The organism is Neobacillus bataviensis, assembly GCF_019969725.1.
The window spans coordinates 83,388-108,507 of record NZ_JAHXYW010000009.1 but is presented as its reverse complement, the minus strand read 5'-3'; the positions used below and the strand labels follow the sequence as shown (position 1 = coordinate 108,507).

Sequence of the window (25,120 nt, the reverse complement as noted above, 5' to 3'; positions counted from 1 at the left end):
TCACCTGTGATTTCAGGTAACAAGTGCTTTTCGTTCTTTTCTTTTAATAATGGTTTTATTTCTCTCAGTCTGAATGACGATAATTCGTTGAAGTACGATAAATATAAACAATAAGACTCCAATCACAATTCTGGTCCACCAAGAGCTGAGCGTACCTTCAAACATGATAATGGTTTGAATTACTCCCATACTTAGCACGCCAAACATTGGACCGATAACATATCCATATCCACCCGTTAATAGGATTCCACCAATGACACATGCCGCAATCGCATCCATTTCTAGGCCTAAAGCGTGAAGCCCATATCCAGACAGCATGTAGAATGTGAAGACCAAACCTCCAAGGGACGAACTAAAACCACTGATGGCGTAAATGATAATTTTCGTACGTGCTACCGGCAGTCCCATAAGCATGGCCGATTGTTCGTTCCCTCCAATAGCATAAACGTTCCGTCCAAACTCCGTATATTTAGCGACATACATGGCTGCCAGTACAAACAAAATACTAATCAAAACGCTTATAGAAATAAAATATTGGCCACCCAGCATAATCTTATAGTGTGATAGTTTAGTGAATAATGGATCTGTAATGGTGATTGATTCAATGCTAATAAAGTAACAAAGCCCTCTAGCTAAAAACAATCCGGCTAATGTAACGATCCATGGATGCAATTGAAATCGCTGAATGATAAATCCTTGAGCAAATCCAAATATGATTCCCATTAATAGAACTACAACAATAACTAGAATGGGATTTGCCCCTTTCTGGAGCATACTTGCAGATACCATAGTGGTTAGAGCGACCACCGATCCTACAGACAAATCGATTCCACCAGATAATATGACAAATACTAAACCTGTAGCAATAATGATTAAAAAAGCATTGTCAATAAATAGATTCAGAAAGACCTGTAGTGAAAAAAAGCCAGTATATCGGAAAGAACCTACACTAAATAAGGAAATGAATAGAATAATGGTCGATACTAACGTGATATTCAATTGACTAACTCGCAGCATGTTTCTCATTGGATTGAACTGCTCCCTTCTTCTGCTTGCTGCCCATTTTTAGAATAAATAAGCTTCTGAATTTTTCAGATTGGATTAACGATACAACAATAACTACAATCGCTTCTACAACGAGTATACTTTCAGGGGGAACACCAGTTGAGTAGATTGTTGTTTTTAACATTTGGAGGAAAAGAGCACCAATAATGGTACCTGAAAGATAAAACCTTCCACCGTTCATTGAAGTACCACCGATGACAACGGCTAAAATCGCATCTAACTCCATCCATAATCCAGCATTATTTCCATCTGCACTTTTCACGTTCGAACTAATCAATATTCCTGCGATACCAGCGCATAATCCACAGATCACATAAGCCCAGAAGATAACCTTCTTCGAATTAATCCCTGTAAAGCGGCTGGATTCCGTATTTCCGCCTACCGACTCTAAAAACAAGCCCATTGCGGTTTTTCTCATAAGCAAGTAAACTAGTAACCCCACTGCCCCGGCTACAAAAATGGCAAACGGCAGTCCTAAAAAGTATCCACCACCAAAAAAGCTAAAAGGTTTATAGTAGACAGTGATTATTTGTCCTTCACTAAATAGCTGAGCAACTCCCCGTCCTACTGTCATCAGAATAAGTGTGGCTACCATTGGCTGAACGCCAATTTTAGACACCAATGCGCCATTCCACATTCCGCAAAGGACTGACGCACCAAGGGCTGCAAGGATGGCTAGGGCCATTGGAGTATTACTTACATATTCTTGAACTCCATTGTTAACAACAAGAGTTCCTCCAATCAGGTACGCAGCCATGGCTCCTGATATCGCCACTACCGCACCTACCGAGATATCCACACCAGCAGTGGCAATAACTAAGGTCATACCAATAGATACAATAATAAGTGGAGCAGCTCGATTTAAAATGTCAATTATTGTTCCAAATAAATGACCGTCCTTGATTTCAATGGTAAAAAATCCAGGTATAAAAAAATAATTAAATATAAGTAATGCTAAAAGGGCCATTACAGGCCAAAATACCTTTGAATGCCTTAGTTTATTGAATTGATTAACTAACATTTGCGCCAGCTCCTGCTATAGTTTTCATAATAATGTTTTCAGAAATATTCTCTCCACGAAGCTGTCCTATCGGAGAACGGTCACGCATCACAATTACCCGATCGCAACAAGCTACTAATTCCTCCAATTCAGAGGAAATAAGCAAGACCGTCATTCCATCATTGGCGAGTGTCCGGATTAATTTTTGTATCTCCGTCCGAGTTCCTACGTCAATTCCACGAGTCGGTTCATCTAAAATTAGCAGCTTCGGATTGGTTGCCAGCCATCTGCCAAGAATCACTTTTTGTTGATTGCCACCACTGAGATTTCGTATTTGTTGTTCCATAGAGGGGGTAGCTATCTGCAGCATTTTAATATATTTATTAGCGATTTCTTCTTGCTCTTTTCTTGAAATATAATTGAAAATGCCTCTTTTAGCCTGAAGAGCAAGAATCATGTTTTCTCGTATCGTTAATTCACCAACGATGCCTTCTTTTTTACGGTCTTCCGGACAAAATCCCATCCCTTGTTCGATTGCTTTTTTAGGATACATAGCCGAAACTTTTTTTTCATCTATATAAATGACACCATCGTCCGCTTTATCTATTCCAAAAATAAGTCTAGCTGTTTCTGACCTCCCGGAACCAAGTAAACCAGCAAGCCCAAGTACTTCTCCTTTTTTCATTTCCAGATCAAATGGTTCAATCGTTCCTTTCTTTCCTAGACCAACCGCTTTTAAGAAATGTTCTTCCTTTTTCTTTAAAGAAGAAACGATACTTTTGTTTTGTTTGCTATGTTCTTTTTCATCGATTTCCCTGCCGACCATTTTGGTGATAAGTTCTATCCTTGGTAATTCACTGGTCTTGTACTCGCCAATGAGTTTACCGTTCCTTAGGACCGTGATACGATCCGTTATTTCATAAACCTGATCTAAGAAATGAGTCACAAATACGATTCCAAGACCTTCATCGCGCAGTTTACGCATAATCTTAAACAGCTGTTTTACTTCGTTATCATCTAAGCTTGCAGTCGGTTCGTCCAAAATTAACATCCCAGCAGAAATATCGACTGCACGCGCTATCGCAATCATTTGTTGAATGGCTACAGAATAGGAGGAGAGTAATTTAGTTGGATCAATTTCGAGATGAACTCGACGGAGAATTTCTTGTGATTTTTGAATCATTAACTTCCAAGCGATTTTTCCTCTTTTTTTCGGTGGTCTTCCAATAAAAATATTTTCTGCCACTGTCAAATTAGGACATAAATTTATTTCCTGATAAACCGTACTGATTCCTATGTTTTGGGCATCCAATGGAGATTTAGGCTCAATCCTTTTCCCGTTATAAAAAATGGTTCCCCCATCAAAATTGTGAACTCCTGTAAGGACTTTAATTAACGTTGATTTGCCTGCGCCGTTTTCACCCATTAGAGCATGTACTTCACCTTGACGAAGAGTAAAGTTAACATCAGACAGAGCCTTCACTCCAGGAAAGGATTTCGTAATACCTTCCATGTATAAAATTGGTTTTTCCTGTTTGAACATGGTTTTAATGCTCCTTTTGTTTAGAATATTATTGATATAGGAGTTCTCTATAAGAGAACCCCCATATCTTAAAAGCTTTTAGTATTTTCGATTAGGGAATTCCTTAGCTGCATTAGTTGTATCAAATATGCCTTCCTCAGTCTTAATCCATTTCGGCAGATCTTTACCAGCTTTAACATCTTTAATGGCTTGCATTAATTGATCTCCTAATAATGGATTACACTCAATAGAAACATTTAACTTACCAGCCATCATCGCTTCAAAAGCGCCTTTAACACCATCAACAGAAATGATTTTGATATCTTTCCCTGGGGTTAAGCCATATTCCTCAATCGCTTGAATGGCACCAATTGCCATATCATCATTGTGAGAATATACAACATTGATTTTTTTACCATCAGACTTTAAGAACGCTTCCATTACTTCTTTACCTTTAGCACGGGTAAAGTCACCTGTTTGTGATTTAATAATTTTATAATTAGGATGATCTTTGATTACTTCTTCAAACCCTTTTTTACGGTCAATCGCTGGTGCAGATCCGACTGTTCCTTGGAGTTCAACGATATTTACATCCTTATCTGATTTGATATTGTCCAGCATCCATTGACCTGCTTTTTTACCTTCCTCAACAAAATCTGAACCAATCATTGTTTTATAAAGTGATGGGTCAGCATCTACTGCACGGTCAGTCAATATAACAGGAATACCAGCTGATTTCGCTTCTTGGAGAACGGTATCAAAACCTGTTTGAACTACTGGCGAAAAAGCGATTACATCTACTTTCTGAGCAATAAACGAACGAATTGCTTTAATTTGGTTTTCTTGTTTTTGCTGAGCATCCGAAAACTTTAATTCTATTTTTGGATCTTTTGCTGCACTTTCTTTAATTGACTTCGTATTAGCCGTTCTCCACTCACTTTCAGCACCTACTTGTGAAAATCCAACAACAATCTTTCCATCTTTACCACCGCTTGTACCACTACTAGCTTGTTGGTTGTTTCCAGCTGCGCATCCCGTCAATAATGAGATAGCTGTTGCAGTTGAAATTAATGCAGTAAACAATTTTTTAAACTTTTTCATTTGACTTCCCCCTTTAGTATTTCAATCTATTTAAATTATAAAAAAATTCCATAAAGTTGTATTTTCAATGAAATGCGTTTTTTTATAATATTCCGCTCTATTTTTTACATCTGACAAAATAGTTAAATCATTAATTATTAAAATAAAGAATAGACCCTGAAACCAGCGTTTTAATGGTTTTTAAGGTCTATTCTTTATTATCCTCAGCTTATTTTAAGTAGAGTTTATTCGATAAAGTACTTGTGAATCTTGCAAACTTCCCGCTGCATATACTGGATAACCAGTAATTAATGAAGTAAATAACATAAGAACCATATCTTGAACTAAATAATGCATGGCTTTATTGCAAAACTTTTGGTGCCGATACAGGCTTTAGCGAAGAGGATTTGATATCATTACCCTCCCAAACGAAGACCTTGATTTTATGACCATCCAATTTGGCAGGCATCTTCATGCTCAAGGAGAAAGACGATTCAGAACCAGCTGCTATGCTTTGAGTCTGGGTTTGGGTATCTACTAGTCTATTTTCACCGTCGTATAAAGCCATTGTTACTAAAATTGACTGATTAGTGCTTTTATGGCTCTTAACCTGAACCTTAGCACTTACCTTTTCCTTCGGTTGTAATTTTGTTGAACTAAAATCTGTGACGACCGAAAATTCCGCATTGTCATTGACCGTTACTTTTGCTGTCACTGAAATAGACGGTCCAGGTACTGCTCCATTTTTAGGAACACTAGAGAAATTCGGTGTGCCATCTGCATTCCAGATGATTCTCTTCACTCTTGTATGGCGGTTTGGATCATACAGAGGATCTCCTTGAATATCCTTGTAGGAGCGCGCATGATAAACGAGAATATCTGTCTTTCCATCTTCCGCTACCGTAAATGCATTATGACCCGGTCCGTAAAGGCCTGTTGCATCATCGCTTTTTAACACTGGTTCTGGTGATTTTTTCCATGATTTAGGATCTAATAAATCACTTGTGTCCGATGCGGTCAATAACCCTAAGCAATAATTAGCATCAGTGGCACTTGCTGAATAGGTCATAAATATTTTCCCGTTTCGCTTTAATATACTTGGTGCCTCATTGACCCAATATCCCTGTCTTTCCCATGCGTAATCCGGAGTGGAGATCATAACCGGGTTTCCAGTAATTGTCCATGGATTGCTCATTTCCGCTATATAAAGATTAGAATTTCCACCATCCTTCTGTGCCCAGGCGAAATAACGTTTGCCGTTATTCTCAAATGTGGTGGAATCCAATGAAAAATTGGTGAAGGCCATACTGCCTGCTGGGGCTTGCATCTTTCCTTTTTCTGTCCATGTTCCAGTGAGTGGATTCGCATCTCCGCATTCGAGAACATATGGGCGAATTCTCCAAATATCTTCCGCTGCTCCCGCAGCAAAGTAAATGTACCATTTTCCACCGATATAATGAATTTCAGGTGCCCAAATATGCGCTCCCATATCCCCTGTATCATGTTTGGTCCAAATTACTTTTTCCTCTGCTGTGGCAAGTCCCTGAAGAGTTTTTGCTCTCCGCAAAATAATGCGGTTGTATTCAGGAACCGATGCTGTAAAGTAATAATATCCATCAGTATGTTTAAAGACATGAGCATCTGCTCTTTGCTCAATCAATGGGTCAGTATATTCATAGGTTGTGGCTTCCCCTTTGACGGTAAAAGTACCTGTTTTGGAGTAATCCTGTTTGTTCACTTGTCCCCAATCCACATTAAGTGATCCAGTAGACCCGTCACTATAATGTACATTAACAGTAGATGGAAGCTCAGGTGCTGTGCCCTGTTTCGTATTGACGTTTACCTCGTCAACTTTAGCAATCTTAGTAACACTTATATTGGCTACAGGCTGGATTTTGGTACCATAAACTGATCCCTTAACTTCAAGCTTCCCAGTTTGTGAGAAATCATCATTTGAAATAGGGTTCCAGTCTACATCAAGTTGCTCAGTATGACCATCGTAATAATGTACTGACACCTTCTTAGGAAGCTTAGGTGGGAAATCTACCATTGTTCTTAGATTTACCGGTTCAATAGATACGATGTTGTCTGCAAGCACAGTAACTGTAAAGTTTTTCGTTTCGGAATACCCATTCCGGCTAATCGTCGCTGTTAAGGTTACACTTGCATCCTTTTGATCTTTTGCAGGCCGTGTCACTACGCCATTATCGGAAATTACGGAAGGTGTGTCAGATTTCCATGAAATGGATGTCCTATTGTCCCCAGTTACCGGTAATGGTAAATCATTAATGACTTTTGAAGTATCACCAAGAGTCAAAGTTCCTACAGCTCTTCCAACGGCTTCTTGGTCCGTCATGGATTCTGAAACAACCTGCTGTACTTCATCTGCACTTAAGCCTCTATTATAGATGCGGAAATCACTCACTTTACCGTCTAAATAAGGATCGGGCCAATTTGATTTTCCAATATAGTTATAGGCCGTTTCGCCGAAATCGGACGGTTTCTTGGTTGAAGTTCCTGTGGCACCAACTTTGCCATTCACATAGATTGTGTAAGCTGTTCCGGTTTTACTGATAGCGATATGCGTCCATTCACCAATCTTTGGAGCACTCGGAGTGGCATCGGCAACTCGTCCTACTAAATCCAAATACAAGTTTTCCGTTAGGAAGATTTTCCCGGCATTAGCTCCTGTTCCAAAATCAAAAATTCGAGTCCAATTTCCTGTTTTTGAATCCAGATATACCCAAGTGGAGATAGTAAAATCATCCAAGGTACTCATAATACCTGTTGGCAGCTGGACATATTGGCTTTTCGTATGCTCAAGATCGATACCGGTCCTGCCTGCCACTGTAGTCACGGAAGCCCCATTCATAACAGTGGCATCCTTACCATGACCGGAGGCATCGGTTATGGAAGTTCCGTTTAATTGATCGAATTTATACCAAGTTGTGAGTGCTTCTTGAGCTACTGCAGCAACCCCAGTTGTCTGTTGCACCGATTCTGTTGTTTCTGCATTCAATGTCGCAGCCCAAGAAGGAATGACGGTTATCGGAACCGATAAAAGTGTGACTGCAAGTGCACAATGAATTGTTTTTTTCAACTTCATATTTTATCCCTCCTTATGATTCTTTCATAAGATTAACTTTTTAGATGATTAGAATGTTTCTCCTAAACTAGTATTTAGTTTGCCTAGTTAAGGGTTACAAGATATTTTCATTGATCTTGTGGGCCGGGCCTATATTCAAATCCGGTATTCACTATTTCACTTAAGTCTGCAGCACCGAGACTGACATCATATTTACCTGCTGCATGGTTCGAAAGTGTAAATTCATACTTGAATTTACCGTCGTCTTCCGTGGTAATTTGATCAAGATAATCTAATTTACCATTTGGCGCTATCACTCTAACTGCCACATCCGTGCCCTTTATCTGAGTCAAAGAGCCTTCAATTACAACTTTTCTATCATTCACAGAAATTTTTAAATCTTTTATAGTTGTAGGCGACTGCTTTTCTACAGTGATTGTGGCAGAATCAGTAAATTGTCCTTCGTCGGTTGTAGCAATAATATCAGCCGTTCCCGGAGATTTTGCAGTAATTGTAATGGTTGTCTTTCCATTTTCAGGATTATAAGTTGGATTAGAAATGGATACCACATTAGGATCGCTGGAAGTAAAAGTCACTTTTTGATTAAGTACACTATTTGGGAATACAACAGCAGATACGCTGCTTTCGTCATTTTGTTGTAGTGTAAGACTATCAATATTTAGTTGAACATCCTTTACATCTGTTTCTGACATCTTAAAGGTAGCATTCTCTTTGTCACCTTCGGTATTGACTTCCTCTAACTTCAATAAATAATCCTTTTGCTTAATATACAAATTTGGGAAGTTATAAGACTGGAAGGAATTCCAGTTTGGATTTGCTAAACCAGGCACCATTTTAAATGTGGCATCTGCTTTAAATACATCTGTTCCGTTATTCTTTACAAGTGCGAGGTCATAATTGCTATGTCTTAAATAATATCCCGGCTTATTCACAGACTGGAAGGATACATATCCCTCTCCTGAAACGGCCAAACCAGGTACAATCTGCCATCTTGCATCAAAGTTTGAAATATTCAGTACGTCTAAAGGATCAATCCTAGCATCATAATTGTAGTGCCTGATATAACGGTCAAGGAAACTATAAGACTGCAGTTTTTGTCCTATACCATCCAAGCCTGTAGAAGTAGGGACAACCTTTTTTATCGTACCGTCGGGATTGTAGTATAATCGATCAACCGATACAGAACGCCTGTATGAGCCCCCAGTTGGTAAAGCGCCGGTATGGTAAATAATGTAGGACTTTCCTTTGAAGTCAATAATGGATTGGTGACTCGTATTACTATTGTTCTTATCATTAGGGTCTGAGGTATACGGATCCATAAGCACTCCCTTATATTCCCATGGACCGGCAGGACTATCACTCATTGCATAAGCTAGACCTTCTGGCCAATCATGGGCAAATGATAAATAATATTTGCTGTTGTGTTTATGAATCCACGGAGCTTCTGTGTAACCACCTTTCAAGTTATTGATGGTAACTTTTTGAATATCCTCATCTAGCTCGATCATATTCGGCTTAAGCTTTGCATAGTAGGGATATGAATTTCCCCAATATAGATACGCCTGTCCATCATCATCGATCATGACTGTCGGATCAATATCATCCCATGAAATAGTTGAAGTCGTCATTTGATTGGTAATCAATGGCTTTCCAAGAGCATCCTTAAACCCTTCAGTTGGACTTTTTGAGGTAGCTACACCAATACAATATCCACTTCCGTCCTTATTATTAGTGGCAACATACCAATAATAGGTACCGTCTTTCTCGATTACTTGACTCGCCCATGCGGCATCTTCCCTTGCCCATGAGAAGGTATCCTTAACGCTTAGTGACCCTTCTTGTTTCCAGTTCACCATATCAGTTGTAGAATAAATGACCCATTCTGGCATTAAGTAAAAGTTTCCACCTGCAGGCGCTTCATCGTGTCCTGCATAGAGATAAACTTTGTCACCCTGAACGAGTGCAGCCGGGTCTCCAGTGAACTTATCCTTAATAATAGGGTTGTCCGCATAAGCTGCAGTTGAAAAGGATGATAATAGTAGTGTTGATAACATAATTTTCGAAACTACCTTTTTCATATGCTTTTGTGATACCTCCTTATAAATCTATTAAACGCTTACATACATTGAAGTTTATCAAATCATTTGTAGACAATCTTTATAATAATCAAAATTTTTTTATAAAATACAACACAATATTTTCAATTGGATGAAACCATAGTTCATTATTCATTAAATATAAAAAAATAGACACTGAAACCACTAATTCGGTTCCAGTGTCTTTCGATCATGTTCTCCATCAAAATCCAATATTTTTAAAAAGTTTTCAATTTATATTAATAAGCACGATTAATAAAATCCCGTTTGGCATTCTCTTGACTAAAAATCCCTTCCTTCGGGATGATTTTGACCGGAATCTCTTTTCCTTCCATATAATCTGTTATCGCTTTCATTAATTCGGGCCCTAACAATGGATTACACTCCACCGTCAAATTCAATTTACCTGCAAACAGGGCATTAAAGGCCTCCTTTGTACCATCTACAGATATGATCAAAATGTCTTTACCTGGCCTTTTCCCAGCTTCTTCAATTGCCTCAATCGCTCCCAGCGCCATGTCATCATTATGTGCGAAAACTACCTGAATCTTATCCCCATACTTTTTCAAGTACTCTTTCATGACACGTCTGCCTGCTTCTTTCGTGAAGTCTGCGGATTTGGAAGCTAAAATATGATAGTTCGAATTATTTTTCAGCAGTTCCTCAAATCCCTTTTTACGATAAACAGCTGGTGAAGAACCCGAAGTCCCCTGCAATTCCACAATATTAATATCTTTTCTTACTCCTTTTGTTTGTTCTAAAAGCCATCTCGCAGCTCTCCTTCCCTCTTCCTGAAAATCAGCGCCAATAGAGGTCAGCCAAAGGGAATCATCTTTAAGGTTCAATTCCCGGTCCGTCAGAATAACGGGGATTCCTGCCATTTTTGCCTCTCTCAAAACATCCTCATATCCATTTTGCACAACCGGTGAAAATGCAATAACATCTACCCTTTCCCGAATAAAGTTCCGAATGGCTTGGATTTGATTATCCATACTTTGGTTGGCATTTTTAAATTTAAGGTCTATTCCAAAGTCTTGAGCGGCCTTTTTGATTGAAGCGGAGTTGGCCGCTCTCCAGCTGCTCTCTGCACCAACTTGTACAAATCCTAGTTCAATGTGATTTTTTTGTTGCAAAAGTGCATTTAAGGTTTTCTGCTGTGTTTGTACATATTGCTCCACATTTTCTTCCGTAATTTTGTTTACACGTAGAAGAATTTTTTTGGGAATCCCAGATTTCCCTTCTAAAATATCCATTGCATTCTGAATTGATTCTTTGCCACCAGTCCTATAGGCGAAGGTTCCAGTTAAAATATTCCTTCTGACCAAATCGAGTCCCCCATTTTCGCCTTTAAGACCATCCACGCCAATGATTTTAACCCCTCGAATCCCCTTTTTTTCAAATGCCCTATATGCACCAAGAGCCATAGCATCACTATGGGCGAAAACGATATCAATTTGGGGATGATTTTTTATCGCTTCCAATATCTGATCTTCCGCTTTATCTCGATTCCAGTCCGCAACTATCTTATCAACTTGGTGAATGTTAGGATGATTTTGTAGAACTTCTTTGAATCCCTTACTCCTTTCCAGTACTGGGGGTGATTCAGCCAGGCCTTGTATTTCTACTAAATTCGCCGGTTTATCTCCTGCCAAATCTGCAACCAATTGCCCAGCGTTCCTGCCAATCGTTTCATTTGCCGGACCGATAAATAATGTATAATCATATCCATCGATAGCCCTCCCTAACACAATAACCGGTATTTTTTTATGTACCTCGGCAATAATCGGTTTCAAGTTTTCAGAATCATTAGTTGAAATAATCAGCAAATCAATTCCAAAATCCAGCAATCTATCAATATCTTGCTTCTGTTTATCATTACTGTGAGCAGCATCGGTAAAAATCACGTGCAATCCTTTATGCTGATCCGCTTCCTTTCTAATTTCATCGTTCATGGCCACTCGCCAAGGTTCAGTCAAATTTGCCTGGGACACACCTATAACATATTCTGTTCCTTCATCTGACTTATTTTGACCATGTGTTACTTTATAGACAGACACCCCAAGGATAATAATAGCCAAAAAGATAATCCAATACCTTTTCTTAGTTCTGAATCCCATTTTCACTACCGTGCCCCCTCCTTTACAAAATTAGAAGGGGACATACCTACCACCTTTTTAAAGGCTGTACTAAAGTAATGTTGGGTGCTGTATCCGACTTTTTCAGCAACTTCATAAATTTTGTAAGATGGATTCTCCATAAATTTAATCGCATACTGGATCCTGACTTGAGTTAAGTAGTCAATAAAAGAAGAACCTAATTCTTCTTTCAAAAGCCGGCTTAAATAACTCGGACTTACATTAACTTCCTGAGCTACTTCCTGCAGGGTTAAATCTTGTTTGTAGTAATATCTCTCAATATATCGTTTAGCCAACATTACCACTGGCATTATCAAAGATTGTTCGCTAAGCTCTTGAATGGAGATACTATATACAACTGGGATTTCAGTTGAAGGCTTTTCTACTACTTTTTTGGCTATCATTATTTTTTTACCTGTCAACTTTTCGATCACTTCTTCAAATTGTTCACATAATGGATACATTGACTCTAACTCATTCGTAGGCACGATTGCTACGATATGATTCCTTTCATCCCTGAAAACAACTCGCGGATCGTAAGTATCGAGTACTTCATCGATAATATTTTGCATGCTAAAAAGCAGTAGGTCCATTTCCCAAGTTTCCCCTATGTTACCCTCTACAGCTATCCTCATAGGCTTAATTACAAAGATCCCAACCTCTTCCCAATCCAAACGGAAGTAGTGGAGCTGCTTATGAATTTCCTCTTCATCTAACTGCCCATTTAACCACTTACACAGAAAGCTGTTTCTTACCAAATCGACATTCTCTTCCAATTGATCATTCATCCATTGGACGAATTGATTACTTCTTCTAGATTCATTCAGATGGTTGACCGCTTTGGTAACCGTTCTTTTCAGGTCATCAGGATTTACAGGTTTAAGTAAATATTCAAATACATTTAATCGAAGGGCCTCCTGAGCGTATGAGAATTCATCATGTCCACTGATTATGATAATAATGGAAGAAGGCAGTTCCTCTTTCAGTTTTCTAATCAATTGCAATCCATTAAGGAATGGCATATTGATATCCAAAAAGAGAATATCGGGCTTAACCTCTAGAGCCAATTCAAATGCAGTCTCCCCATCTTGGGCTTCACCTGCAATTTGTATATTCCATTCATCCCAATTCAGCGATTTTTTCAACCCCCTAACGATCTTAGGTTCATCATCTGCAATAAGTAATTTCAACATTTCCATTCCCCCTGTTTAAATGAAAGAAAAACTTATCAGCCTAACACGTCACGTACGATTGGGTGCCATATCTCTACCGTGGTACCTTTATTTTCTATACTACGAACATTTAACCCGAAGTCATTTCCAAAAGTGAGTTTTATTCTTTCATTTACATTTAACATTCCATATCCGCTTGTATCTTCACCGCCTATCATCCCTGTTTTTTGCAGACGTTCATTTAATTTTGTTATCAACTCTGGATTTATTCCCTTTCCATCATCCGTTATACTTAACAAAAGCCTATTATCAATGATCTTTACCTGAATCCAGATTTTCCCTCGGCCTTTCTTTGTTTTAATCGCATGGTATATCGAGTTTTCTACTAAGGGTTGCAGGATGAGTTTAAGGACAAAAAGTTCTTTGACTTCCTCCTGAACCTCAATCACATAGTCAAACTTATCCTCATATCTAGTCATCTGAATAATCAGATAACTCTCGATATGCTCAATTTCTTCTGCTACCCTAATACTTTCTTTCCCCTTACTTAGCCCAATTCGAAAAAGCTTTGTCAACGCATCAATTACGTCCATAATATCCTTTGCCTGATATTCCAAGGCCATCCACTTGATAGTATCAAATGTATTGTAGAGAAAATGAGGTTTAATTTGCTCTTGAAGAACTTTTAATTCCGCCTCACGCTTTCGTTTTTCTATCAAATTTATCAGATTGAGGAGGTTTTTAATAGAGTCAATCATGCTATTAAAACTGTCTCCAAGGTGCTTAATTTCATCTTCATTTTTACTTTCAAATTTATTGTCCAAGTCTCCTTGTGCTGCCTTTTTCATTAGCGAGCTAAGTTTGCTGAGAGGTCTTGTAATCGAAGATGTGAAAAAAGTGGCTGCAAAAATGGCCAGAATCAACACAACCATTGCAATTATACCTGCAGTCCATCTCATATCCTTTATAAATGCAAGAGTTTCGTTGATGGAGAATACCCCAACAATCTTCCATTTAGTATATTTAGAGTAATCATACATAACCTGGTACTCATTTTCTTGTATGCTCTTATTAAAACTTCCCGATTTTCTATTACTGAACCAAGAATCCTTTATACGATATACGATTTTATTAACAGGGGTATAAACAATTCGTGACTGTTCATCTATTATATAGACAAACCCATGTGCACCAAAACCCATGTTCTTAATTTCATTATTAATTGTATCAAGTTTCCAATCGATCAAAATTACCCCAAGAACGTCTCCTGTTTTTTCATTCGTGACGGCCTTCGTGACAGATAGTACATCATCCGCACTGTACTTTGGATTTGTGGTGAGGTTTCTTCCAATTGGTCTACTTTCCAAATGAATGATGGAAGGAGCATTAACTGCTTGCTTATACCAACTCTCATTCATTAATGAATCCCTTGTCATTCTAGACATTTCATTACTAATTAATAAATCTGATTTATTGACTATTAAAATCCCAGCAATCTGTGGGTGTGTATCCGTATACATTTTCATCTGCTTTTTAATTTTTGATTCAAGACCAGTATCTAACTTTTGTGCGAGAAAAAAATCAGTTACATTTTCATTTCTACTCAAATACTCTGTAATGTTTTCTAGTTCCTTAATATGTAACTCAATATTTTTTTTAACTTGCTCAATATCTTTTCTTGTATGCTCATTCGCCTGTTGTTCAATCAAATTTGTATATTCATGAGCAGGAAAGGATGTTGAGATAGCTATTGAAAGTAAGATAATCGTTATAAATATACAAATAAGTTTGAAATACAAAGATTTGTTTCTAAAAAACAAAAAAATGATCTATCCCTCCTGTTGATTTTTTTATAAATAAAAAATTGATTTTTAATGATGAATACCCTTTCAAAAAAGAAATTATCAATACATCTATTGCCTTTCCCAATAGTTTATACTGACTCTTGTTATGTAGTATACAAAAATATTAAATAAATTAATATATTTGTATTTATTGTAAAAAGTTTACTAATAATTTGTTTTGATCTGAAATGATATGATTTCATTGGAAGAGCATGTCTTTGCCTACTCCTACCACTCTGTTATTTGATTAGTTACAGACAATATAAAAAAAATCCACCCTTCATTTAAGAATTTTGTGGATTTGTTTCACTTGAAAATATAAAATTAATCCCTATATTATATTGAGCATTTTTAATTGCACAGGGGAAATCCACCTCCTGTCAAAATATATATTAAGATGCGTTTATTGCTGCTCTTTGGATAGCTAGTCCTTTGGTGTAACGTTTCATAAAATGCTCAAAGCCTTCTACATCCTTAGGATCAGGGGACAAAGTCAAACCAGTTTTTTCTGCAAATACTTTATGGCTTAAATACTCTTCCAACGTTTCGTTATCTGCTTTGTTAAGCATATAAGATGCAAGCAGGGCGATCCCCCATGCTCCGCCTTCTCCTGCCGTTTCCATAACGGAAACAGGAACATTAAGAGCAGCGGCCATGATGCTCTGTCCAACACCTTTTGTATTAAACAGGCCTCCATGCCCCAGAATTTCATCCAGCTTTACTTCTTCTTGTTTGAGAAGTATATCCATACCCATTTTCAACGCGCCCAAAGCTGTAAATAAATGGACTCGCATGAAATTAGCCAGGTTGAAATTGCTCTCTGATGAACGAACAAACAATGGACGACCTTCTTCGAAGTGGGTAATGTGTTCACCAGAAAGATAGCCATAAGCGAGTAAACCTCCGCAATCCGAATCACCTTGAAGAGCCATATTATATAGAGTTCCAAACAACTTATTCCTATCCACTTCCATACCCATTGCTTTTGAAAATTCGTCAAACAATCCGACCCATGCATTCAGATCTGAAGAACAGTTGTTGGAATGAGACATGGCTACCAGATTACCAGTAGGTGTGGTAACAAGGTCGATCTCGGTATAGACTTTGGACAGTTCCTTTTCAAGTACCACCATTGCAAAAACAGAAGTTCCGGCAGAAACATTACCAGTACGCTTCGCTACGCTATTTGTTGCGACCATGCCTGTTCCGGCATCACCTTCAGGGGGACAAAGAGGAATCCCACCCCTCAGCTCACCGGTAACATCCAAAAGCTTTGCTCCTTCTTCTGTAAGTACACCTGCGTTTTCACCTGCTATCAAAACCTTAGGTAGAATATCTTCAAGATTCCAAGGCAGATTATTAGGCGCAATAAACTCATTGAATTGATCAATCATTTTCTGATTATAGTTCTTCGTATTCAAGTCGATTGGAAATACACCGGATGCATCACCAACACCCAAAACCTTCTGTCCTGTCAGTTTCCAATGGATATAACCAGCTAGAGTTGTCTGGAAGCTAATGTTAGCAATATGTTCTTCCTGATTCAAGATGGTCTGATACAAATGAGCAATACTCCATCTTTGAGGAATATGGTAGTTAAACAGTTCAGTCAGTTCTTTTGAAGCCTGATCGGTAATATTGTTACGCCAGGTGCGAAAAGGTACCAGAAGATCTCCCTCTTTGTCGAAAGCCATATAGCCATGCATCATTGCACTAAAACCGAGCGCTCCCACTGATTGTAAGGTAACTCCATATCGCTTTTTAACGTCGTTAGCCATCTTTTGATAGCTTTCTTGAACACCCTTCCAAATATCCTCCTCGCTATAGGTCCAGATATTGTTCACATAGCTATTTTCCCAGTTATGGCTACCGGACGCGATCGGCACACTGTCTTCTCCAATGAGGACTGCTTTAATCCGTGTTGAACCAAGCTCGATACCAAGAACTGTTTTGCCGCTTTGAATCGCATTTTTTAAATCAAGACTCATGTCATTTTCCTCCTGTTCCAAATACATCAGGGCTATTATGTCTAATAGCCCTAATCAATTTAAGTAATCTTATTTAATAGTTTCATCTGAGAATGATTAACGAAAAATAACGTCATTCCAGCGGATCTCGTTATTGAATGATTCCGTTTTAGTATCCTTGTTAATTACTAATATCTCAATTCCAGCCAGTTCAGCAAAGTCTCGCAGCTGTTCAGTTGTTACTTTGTAAGAGTAGCCTGTATGGTGGGCTCCTCCAGCCTGAATCCAATTTTCAACGGCTTGGCTTAAGGATGGCTGGGTTTTCCATAATACCCTTGCAACGGGGAGATTTGGCATGTCTTTTTCTGGCTGTACAGCATCCACTTCATTAACAAGAAGACGGAAGCGATGTCCTAGGTCAACAATAGTTGCATTCAATGCGGAACCGCCTCTTCCATCAAATACGATTCGCGCAGGGTCTTCTTTACCGCCGATTCCAAGTGGATGAACTTCGATTTTAGGACGAATGGCAGATATAGTTGGGCAAACTTCTAGCATATGTGCACCAAGAACCATCTCATTTCCTGGTTCAAAATGATACGTATAATCTTCCATGAAGGATGTTCCTTCATTACCAGCAATAATTTTCATTAATCTTACAAGAGCAGCTGTTTTCCAGTCACCTTCACCAGCAAACCCGTAGCCCTGTTCCATTAGACGCTGAACCGCTAAACCAGGAAGCTGACGCATGCCATGTAAATCTTCAAAAGTGGTCGTAAAGGCCGTATAGCCGCCTTCTGTTAAGAATGATTTCATACCAAGTTCAATTCTCGCTTGATAACGGATGGAATTTCGAACCGGACTCTCAGTAAGTCCTTCTGGCGAAATATCATATTGCTCTTCATATTTTGCCATTAACTGGTCCACTTCTTGTTCACTCACATCATTCATGCGTTGAACCAAGTCACCGACTCCATAACCATTAACAGTCCAGCCAAATTTAATTTGTGCTTCTACTTTATCACCTTCCGTTACAGCAACTTGGCGCATATTATCACCAAATCTCGCAATCTTAAGGTTTTTACTTTCCTCGAACGCAGCCGCTGTTCTCATCCAGCTGCCAACACGTTCTCTTACTTCTGGGTTTTCCCAATGCCCCACAACTACTTTACGCTTAACATTCATGCGAGCCGTGATGAAACCATGCTCGCGGTCACCGTGTGCGGCCTGATTCAGGTTCATGAAATCCATATCGATTGAATCCCATGGGATATCACGGTTAAATTGTGTTGCTAAATGAAGATAAGGCTTTTGAAGGGAAGAAAGACCTGAAATCCACATTTTTGATGGAGAGAATGTGTGCATCCATGTAATGATTCCCGCACAATTTTGATCAGCATTTGCTTCTAAGATCAATTTGCGGATGGAATCTGAATCCTTTACTACTGATTTAAAAACTAATTTATATGGGACACGAGAATCATCATCAAAACCATTAACAATGGTTTTTGAGTTTGCTTCCACTTGACGAAGCACTTCTTCTCCATATAATAATTGGCTTCCTGTTACAAACCAGAATTCATAGGCTTTTGTTGTTAACAATGTAATCCTCCTCAATAAATTAAAGATATCTATCTAGTAAATTAATCATTCGCATTCTACAACCAGTTATCCGTCTAAGTTACCTTTAGATGAAGGCTTATGTCTTCCACTTAGACTACTTTTGTCCATAATAGGCATTAACTCCATGTTTTCGGAGATAATGTTTATCAAGCAGAAATTGGTCGATCGGTTCAATTTGTCGGTTTAACATATAAGTGTTTAACGCCATTTTGGCCACTTCTTCTAGAACTACTGCATTATGAACTGCTTGGTTAGGATCTTTTCCCCAGCTAAATGGTGCATGACCTGATAATAAAATTCCTGGCATGGCAACAGGGTTAAGTCCTTCTTTTTCAAAGGTTTCAATGATGACCTTTCCTGTTTCATGCTCATAACCCCGTTCAATTTCCTCTTCAGTCAAGGTACGTGTGCAAGGGATTTCTCCATAAAAATAATCCGCATGTGTTGTGCCTAGTGCCGGAATTGGTCGCCCCGCTTGAGCCCAGCTTGTTGCCCCTGGAGAGTGAGTATGAACAATCCCGCCAATTTGTGGAAAAGCTCGATATAAGGCAAGGTGTGTTGGTGTATCTGAAGAAGGTCTTAAAGTCCCTTCAACAATTTTCCCATCCAAATCTAATACAACAAGATCATCTATTTGTAACTCATCATACGGTACGCCACTAGGTTTAATAACGACGAAGCCAGTTTCATGGTCAATCCCGCTTACATTTCCCCAAGTAAAAGTTACTAAGCGATGCTTAGGAAGCTGTAGGTTAGCTTCTAATACCTCTCTTTTCAAACGTTCTAACATACTATGTCTTCCTCCTTATTTCTAAAGAGCTTTCACTCATTCATTTAATTTCTTTTTGAAAGGACAGACCCCTTTCCAGAGTCTATCCAGTGCAATGAAATGTTTATGAAGCTTTATTTTTATTATAGATGTCAAAAGCTACAGCAATTAAGAGGACAAGTCCTTTTATAGCCTGCTGCCAATCAATCCCTAAACCAATAATAGACATCCCATTGTTCATAACTCCCATAACGAGACCGCCAACTATAGCTCCTCCGACCGTCCCAATACCGCCGTAAGCCGATGCTCCGCCGATAAAACATGCTGCGATGGCATCAAGCTCAAAGAGGTTACCTGCTTTAGGAGTAGCTGCATTTAGACGAGCAGCAAAAATTAGACCGGAAAGAGCCGCTAGAACCCCCATGTTAACAAAAGCCCAGAAGGTAACTTTCTTCGTCTTTATTCCTGATAAGCTTGCTGCTTTTTCATTCCCGCCGATTGCATATACATGCCGGCCCATTACCGTCTTTTTCATGACAAAGGAATATATCACGACTAGCGCAAACAAGATAATTAATATGTTTGGAATCCCTTCATACGTTGCAAGAACATATGTAAAGATATTGATTAAAATAATCATTGCTGAGAGCTTTGCTACGAAAAATCCTATGGATGATACTTCAAATTTGTAACGTTGTTGAGTTTTTCGAAATTTGACCTCATTCATAATGTAAATGGCTGAAAAAAGAATTCCAATTACAAGTGTTAAAACATGTAATGCTCCATTGCCAAACAAGTCTGGAATAAAACCGGAGCTCATTTCTTGGAAAGATTTTGGATAGGGTGCAACCGATTGTCCTTTCAAGACAAGCATCGTAAGCCCTCTGAATAGCAACATGCCTGCCAGGGTCACGATAAATGCTGGAATTTTGACATATGCAACCCAAAAACCTTGCCAAGCTCCAATCAAACCACCGATTAATAAAGAAATTACAACGGCAGCAAAGACATTCATGTGATGATTGATAATTAAAATGCCTGATATGGCTCCAACAAATGCCGCGACAGATCCAACAGATAAATCTATGTGTCCCAAAATAATAATCATGACCATGCCAATTGCCAATACAAGGATGTAGCTGTTTTGTAAAATTAAGTTGGTAATGTTAAGAGGCCTTAATAATATTCCATCTGTCAATACTTGGAACAGCAGCATGATCAACACAAGCGCTGTAAACATTCCATACTGCCGCATGTTGTTTTGGAGTAAAGTTATTAAGGAGTGTTGTTTTTCTTTATTAGGCTTACCTTGAGTTTGAGTTAGCGTATTCAATCTTTATCCCCCTTGCCCTTTGTCATAAATTTCATAATATTTTCCTGAGTGGCTTCCGTTTTAGTTACTTCACCTGTAATTCTTCCTTCACTCATAACATAAATCCGATCACACATACCCAAAAGCTCAGGGAGCTCTGAAGAAATAATTAATATTCCTTTCCCTTCATTTGCCAGTTGATTAATGATGGTATAAATTTCATATTTTGCCCCAACATCAATTCCTCTTGTTGGTTCGTCTAGAATTAAAATGTCTGGTTCGGAATAAATCCATTTGCTCAGCACAACCTTTTGCTGATTTCCGCCACTTAAATTACCTGTTTTTTGTAAAATACTAGGAGATTTTATATTCATTTTTTCCCGAAACATTTCAGCATCAAGGACTTCCCTATTTTCGTTTACAATTGTATTTTTTGAAATCTTTTTCAAATTCGCCAATGAGATATTTGATTTTATGTCATCGATTAATATTAAACCGTAGTGTTTTCGATCCTCAGTTACATATGCAAGTCCATGATTTATGGCTTCTGAAATATCCTTCAATTGAATTTCTTTTCCATCCTTATACAAATCTCCACTAATTTTCTTCCCGTATGATTTTCCGAAAATGCTCATCGCCAATTCTGTTCGGCCAGATCCCATGACACCTGCAATCCCGACAATTTCACCCTTCTTAATATTAAAATTTACTCCGTCGATTACTTTCCGTTCGCTATGCATAGGATGATATACGTCCCAATTCTTTACTTCGAAAATCACGTGACCAATATTAGTAATCCTCTCAGGATAACGATTGGTTAAATCTCTTCCTACCATACCTTTTATGATTCTATCTTCTGATACATTGCCATTTTTTACTTCCAGTGTTTCTATAGAACGCCCGTCGCGAATAATCGTGATTGAGTCGGCCACCCTGGAAATCTCATTTAATTTATGGGAAATGATAATGGACGTCATACCCTGTTTTTTAAATTCTAATAAAAGATTTAATAGATTTTCACTATCGTCCTCATTTAAAGCCGCTGTTGGCTCATCCAAGATTAATAGCTTCACTTCTTTTGACAACGCTTTGGCGATTTCAACCAATTGCTGCTTCCCAACACCAATATCGGTAATCAATGTATTGGGATTTTCAATCAAACCTACTTTATTTAAAAGATCTCTTGTTTTTAAAGTAGTTTCATTCCAATTAATCACGCCGCGATTCGCCTGTTCATTTCCTAAAAAAATGTTTTCTGCAATCGAAAGTTGAGGAATAAGTGCAAGCTCTTGATGGATGATAACAATGCCAAGATTTTCACTGTCTTTGATATCTTTAAATTTACAGACATCCCCGCTATATAAAATCTCACCATCATAGGTTCCATGTGGATATACACCACTTAACACCTTCATCAGAGTCGATTTCCCTGCACCGTTCTCACCACATAAAGCGTGAATTTCCCCTTCCTTAACTTGCAAATTTACGGTGTTAAGTGCCTTAACTCCAGGAAATTCTTTAGTGATATTCCGCATTTCCAAAATAGTTGTCATATTTCACCACGCCTCACCATGTATGAAATGATTTAGTGATAGATTTATCCACCACTAAATCATTTACTCTAATTATCTATTATTTGTTAAGCTCATTTTCTGTATAGTAGCCGCTGTCTACTAATTCAGCTTTATAATTCGTTTTATCCACAGATACTGGCTGTAACAGATAAGAAGGAACTACTTTCTTACCATTGTCATATGTTTTTGTATCGTTTACTTCCGCTTTTTTGCCTTTTAGAACTGCCTCTGCCATATCAACCGCTTGTTTTGCTAATTTACGTGTATCTTTGAATACGGTTTGTGTTTGCTCACCTGCAATTATTGATTTTACTGATGCAAGTTCAGCATCTTGGCCAGTTACTACTGGAAGCGGTTTTCCTGCAGAGCCATAACCAACACCTTTTAATGAAGACAATATGCCAATACTAATTCCATCATATGGAGATAATACTGCATCCACTTTTTTAGTCGAGTAATGGGCGCTTAACAGGTTATCCATCCTTGATTGTGCTGTTGCACCATCCCATCTTAAGGTGGCCGCTTGTTCAAATTTTGTTTGTCCGCTGCCAACGACAAGCTTTCCAGATTCAATATATGGCTTTAATATAGACATCGCTCCATCAAAGAAGAAATAGGCGTTATTATCATCAGGAGATCCGGCGAACAGCTCAATATTAAACGGACCTTTTCCATCTTTTAATCCCAGTTTTTCTTCAATATATGATCCTTGCTGAACACCTACTTTGAAGTTGTCAAAAGTAGCATAGTAGTCAACATAAGGAGTTTTCTTGATCAGACGGTCATAAGCAATGACTTTAATCTTTTGTTTGTGAGCTTTTTCCAATACATTTGTTAATGCCTCACCATCGATAGAAGCAATCACCAAGATGTTAACGCCTTTTGTAATCATGTTTTCAATTTGAGAGACCTGGTTTTCAACAACATCCTCAGCGTACTGAAGGTCAACTTTATACCCGCGTTTTTCAAATTCCTTTTTCATGTACTTTCCATCACTAATCCAACGCTCAGAAGACTTTGTCGGCATCGCAATACCTACAAAACCTTTGTCGCCGCTACCCCCGGTACTGCTTGAGCAAGCAGCCATCGAAAATACCATCACAATTAATAATAAAACTGATAAAAACTTCTTCATTGACAAACCCCTTTCTTTATTTACCTTTTTATCTCAATACCTTTTAGGTATATGAGTTCGAAAAATGAACCTTAAAGACTAAACTATTATTCTTTTCGGAATAGAAAGCCCATACAAAATAAGATTTCTTTTTATTTAATTTTAAAAAATTAAGCGTTACCAGTATTTATAAAAATCCATAATTATTTATACTATTTTGCTATTTAATAACATTTTGTGCCTATAATCTTTTAACGTAAAAAAATCTTAGCCTCTTGTAGAAATGCGCTAGGGCATTTAATTCATGTATGAAGTAGAGTATGTTCATGAACCATTGCATAATGGATTGATCACTACAATAGTAAGAAAGGATGATCGGCCTAATCGTGAACTGGGGCCACAAGAAATGATGCAGTTGCTCGATCAGTTCGAAGAGTTTTTTAACTTATAATTTAGGGATTTCCATTATGATTCAATAAATGGGGCTATTATTTGAACGTGCTTGGAGAAAAACAAAACCCAGATAAATAGGAAGGAGTATTAGCTAGGTGCGTTAGAAAAAAGATGGCTCAAATTTGATTTGATCATCATAGATGAACTAGGTTATGTGCCATTCACAAAAATTGGTTCTGAACTGTTGTTTCAGTTCTTTGCCAGTCGTTATGAACGGGCAAGCGTTATGATAACTACGAATCTTAAATTTACAGAGTGGACCTCCATAATTGGAGATGAAAAAATGACCGCTGCTCTCATAGACCGGCTAACCCACAGGGCCCATATCCTCCTCCTTAATGGAGAGTCTTATTGGATTAGACAAAGTATGAAGCAAAGAGAAGAAGACGAGTAGTAGGCTTGGCGAGCGAGGAGTTTAGGATATCTTGCCCCAAATATGGAAATAACTCAGGATGAAGTGGCTCACTTTTGAAGTGATCACTCTGGTTCAAATTAATATTGACATATACAGTTTCTTATATCCCATTTAATTTATTCAAATAGACTGTACCGTTAGCGAATAAAAAAAGCGACCGACTAAGGATCGCAGATTTTACATTATTGCACCCGTACTTCTCACCCTTCTTTTTGTTTCGTAGACGAATCTGTGTTAACGGTACCGCTCTTCTTTAAATGGATTTGCTGTCATCGAATAGCCACGCTCTTCCCAAAAACCAGCCTCGTCTACTTTCATAAACTCAATCCCTGATACCCACTTTGAGCCTTTCCATAGATAAAATACTTCTGGTGGAATAAACCGTAGTGGATAACCATGTTTTGGATCAATATCCTGCCAATCATGATCTTTATCCTTCCAACGGTATACGAACAAAGAATCGTCCCCTAATAAAGGCTCTAGCGGCAGGTTTGCAGAATAACCAAATCTGTCCCCATTGAAGTAACCGTAAATTTTAATGTATTTTACACCCTCATTAATTTCAACAAATTTCAAAAACTCTCTAAGCGCAATTCCTTCAAAAGTTGTGTCAAATTTAGACCAGGTGGTAACACAATGCATGTTAACGGTTGATATGGTCTTTGGAAGCTCCATGATTTCCTTATAGGATAAGAATTTTTCTTCCTTCAACTCACCAAAAAGTCTGAAATTCCATGTGATTTCATTAAACTCGGGGACATCCCCTGTGTGCAGTATTGGCCATTTTTCTGTTTCGAATTGGCCAGGTGGAAGCTGGTTTTTCATCTTTCACCATCCCTTTTTTATCTTAAACGTTAATTAAATCACAGAGCT

At 38.2% G+C, this 25,120-nt stretch carries 16 protein-coding genes and 1 pseudogene; 1 reads left to right on the top strand and 16 read right to left on the bottom strand.

Annotated features, from left to right (window positions below; genetic code table 11):
- Positions 1-12: 12 nt before the first annotated feature.
- From yjfF to chvE, 15 genes are all read right to left on the bottom strand, one after another.
- Positions 13-1,026 (bottom strand): galactofuranose ABC transporter, permease protein YjfF, encoded by a 1,014-nt coding sequence (gene yjfF / locus LC455_RS21015; RefSeq protein WP_223593679.1) that lies wholly within the window; start codon positions 1,024-1,026, stop codon positions 13-15.
- Complete coding sequence (locus tag LC455_RS21010) at positions 1,004-2,086, bottom strand: ABC transporter permease (RefSeq protein WP_223593677.1); 1,083 nt, start codon at positions 2,084-2,086, stop codon at positions 1,004-1,006. The genes yjfF and LC455_RS21010 overlap by 23 nt, the downstream gene beginning before the upstream one ends.
- The gene (locus tag LC455_RS21005; RefSeq protein ID WP_223593676.1) at positions 2,076-3,608 is read right to left on the bottom strand and encodes a sugar ABC transporter ATP-binding protein; all 1,533 of its coding nucleotides are present in this window, start codon (positions 3,606-3,608) and stop codon (positions 2,076-2,078) included. The genes LC455_RS21010 and LC455_RS21005 overlap by 11 nt, the downstream gene beginning before the upstream one ends.
- Positions 3,609-3,686: 78 nt before the next feature.
- On the bottom strand, positions 3,687-4,688 hold the full coding sequence (locus tag LC455_RS21000; protein ID WP_223593674.1) for an ABC transporter substrate-binding protein: 1,002 nt from the start codon (positions 4,686-4,688) through the stop codon (positions 3,687-3,689).
- A gap of 340 nt (positions 4,689-5,028) precedes the next feature.
- Positions 5,029-7,773, bottom strand: coding sequence for a family 43 glycosylhydrolase (locus LC455_RS31755; protein ID WP_317851459.1), 2,745 nt, complete (start codon positions 7,771-7,773; stop codon positions 5,029-5,031).
- Positions 7,774-7,880: 107 nt separating this feature from the next.
- Complete coding sequence (locus LC455_RS20985) at positions 7,881-9,851, bottom strand: family 43 glycosylhydrolase (protein ID WP_223593672.1); 1,971 nt, start codon at positions 9,849-9,851, stop codon at positions 7,881-7,883.
- A 257-nt stretch (positions 9,852-10,108) separates the two neighbouring features.
- A complete protein-coding gene (locus LC455_RS20980) occupies positions 10,109-11,986 on the bottom strand; it encodes a substrate-binding domain-containing protein (protein ID WP_223593850.1) in 1,878 nt (625 codons plus the stop codon).
- A gap of 5 nt (positions 11,987-11,991) precedes the next feature.
- On the bottom strand, positions 11,992-13,197 hold the full coding sequence (locus tag LC455_RS20975; RefSeq protein ID WP_223593670.1) for a response regulator: 1,206 nt from the start codon (positions 13,195-13,197) through the stop codon (positions 11,992-11,994).
- 35 nt (positions 13,198-13,232) lie between these two features.
- On the bottom strand, positions 13,233-14,996 hold the full coding sequence (locus LC455_RS20970) for a cache domain-containing sensor histidine kinase (protein ID WP_223593668.1): 1,764 nt from the start codon (positions 14,994-14,996) through the stop codon (positions 13,233-13,235).
- A gap of 416 nt (positions 14,997-15,412) precedes the next feature.
- Positions 15,413-17,008: a xylulokinase gene (locus tag LC455_RS20965; RefSeq protein WP_223593666.1), complete on the bottom strand. Its 1,596-nt coding sequence runs from the start codon at positions 17,006-17,008 to the stop codon at positions 15,413-15,415.
- 96 nt (positions 17,009-17,104) lie between these two features.
- The gene (araA, locus tag LC455_RS20960; RefSeq protein WP_223593664.1) at positions 17,105-18,589 is read right to left on the bottom strand and encodes an L-arabinose isomerase; all 1,485 of its coding nucleotides are present in this window, start codon (positions 18,587-18,589) and stop codon (positions 17,105-17,107) included.
- Positions 18,590-18,704: 115 nt separating this feature from the next.
- Positions 18,705-19,400, bottom strand: a complete 696-nt coding sequence (araD, locus tag LC455_RS20955; protein WP_223593662.1) for an L-ribulose-5-phosphate 4-epimerase — start codon at positions 19,398-19,400, stop codon at positions 18,705-18,707.
- Between the two features lie 103 nt (positions 19,401-19,503).
- Positions 19,504-20,634 (bottom strand): multiple monosaccharide ABC transporter permease, encoded by a 1,131-nt coding sequence (gene mmsB / locus LC455_RS20950; RefSeq protein ID WP_223593849.1) that lies wholly within the window; start codon positions 20,632-20,634, stop codon positions 19,504-19,506.
- Between the two features lie 74 nt (positions 20,635-20,708).
- Positions 20,709-22,244 carry a multiple monosaccharide ABC transporter ATP-binding protein gene (mmsA, locus tag LC455_RS20945; protein WP_223593660.1) on the bottom strand — a complete coding sequence of 512 codons (1,536 nt, stop codon included), beginning with the start codon at positions 22,242-22,244 and terminating at the stop codon, positions 20,709-20,711.
- 79 nt (positions 22,245-22,323) lie between these two features.
- Positions 22,324-23,400, bottom strand: a complete 1,077-nt coding sequence (gene chvE / locus LC455_RS20940) for a multiple monosaccharide ABC transporter substrate-binding protein (RefSeq protein WP_317851458.1) — start codon at positions 23,398-23,400, stop codon at positions 22,324-22,326.
- 553 nt (positions 23,401-23,953) lie between these two features.
- Here chvE and LC455_RS20935 point away from each other — a divergent pair.
- Positions 23,954-24,226 (top strand): annotated as a pseudogene (locus tag LC455_RS20935) (ATP-binding protein); the annotation flags it as partial.
- Positions 24,227-24,481: 255 nt separating this feature from the next.
- Here LC455_RS20935 and LC455_RS20930 read toward each other — a convergent pair.
- A complete protein-coding gene (locus LC455_RS20930; protein ID WP_223593658.1) occupies positions 24,482-25,072 on the bottom strand; it encodes a molybdopterin-dependent oxidoreductase in 591 nt (196 codons plus the stop codon).
- Between the last annotated feature and the right edge of the window lie 48 nt (positions 25,073-25,120).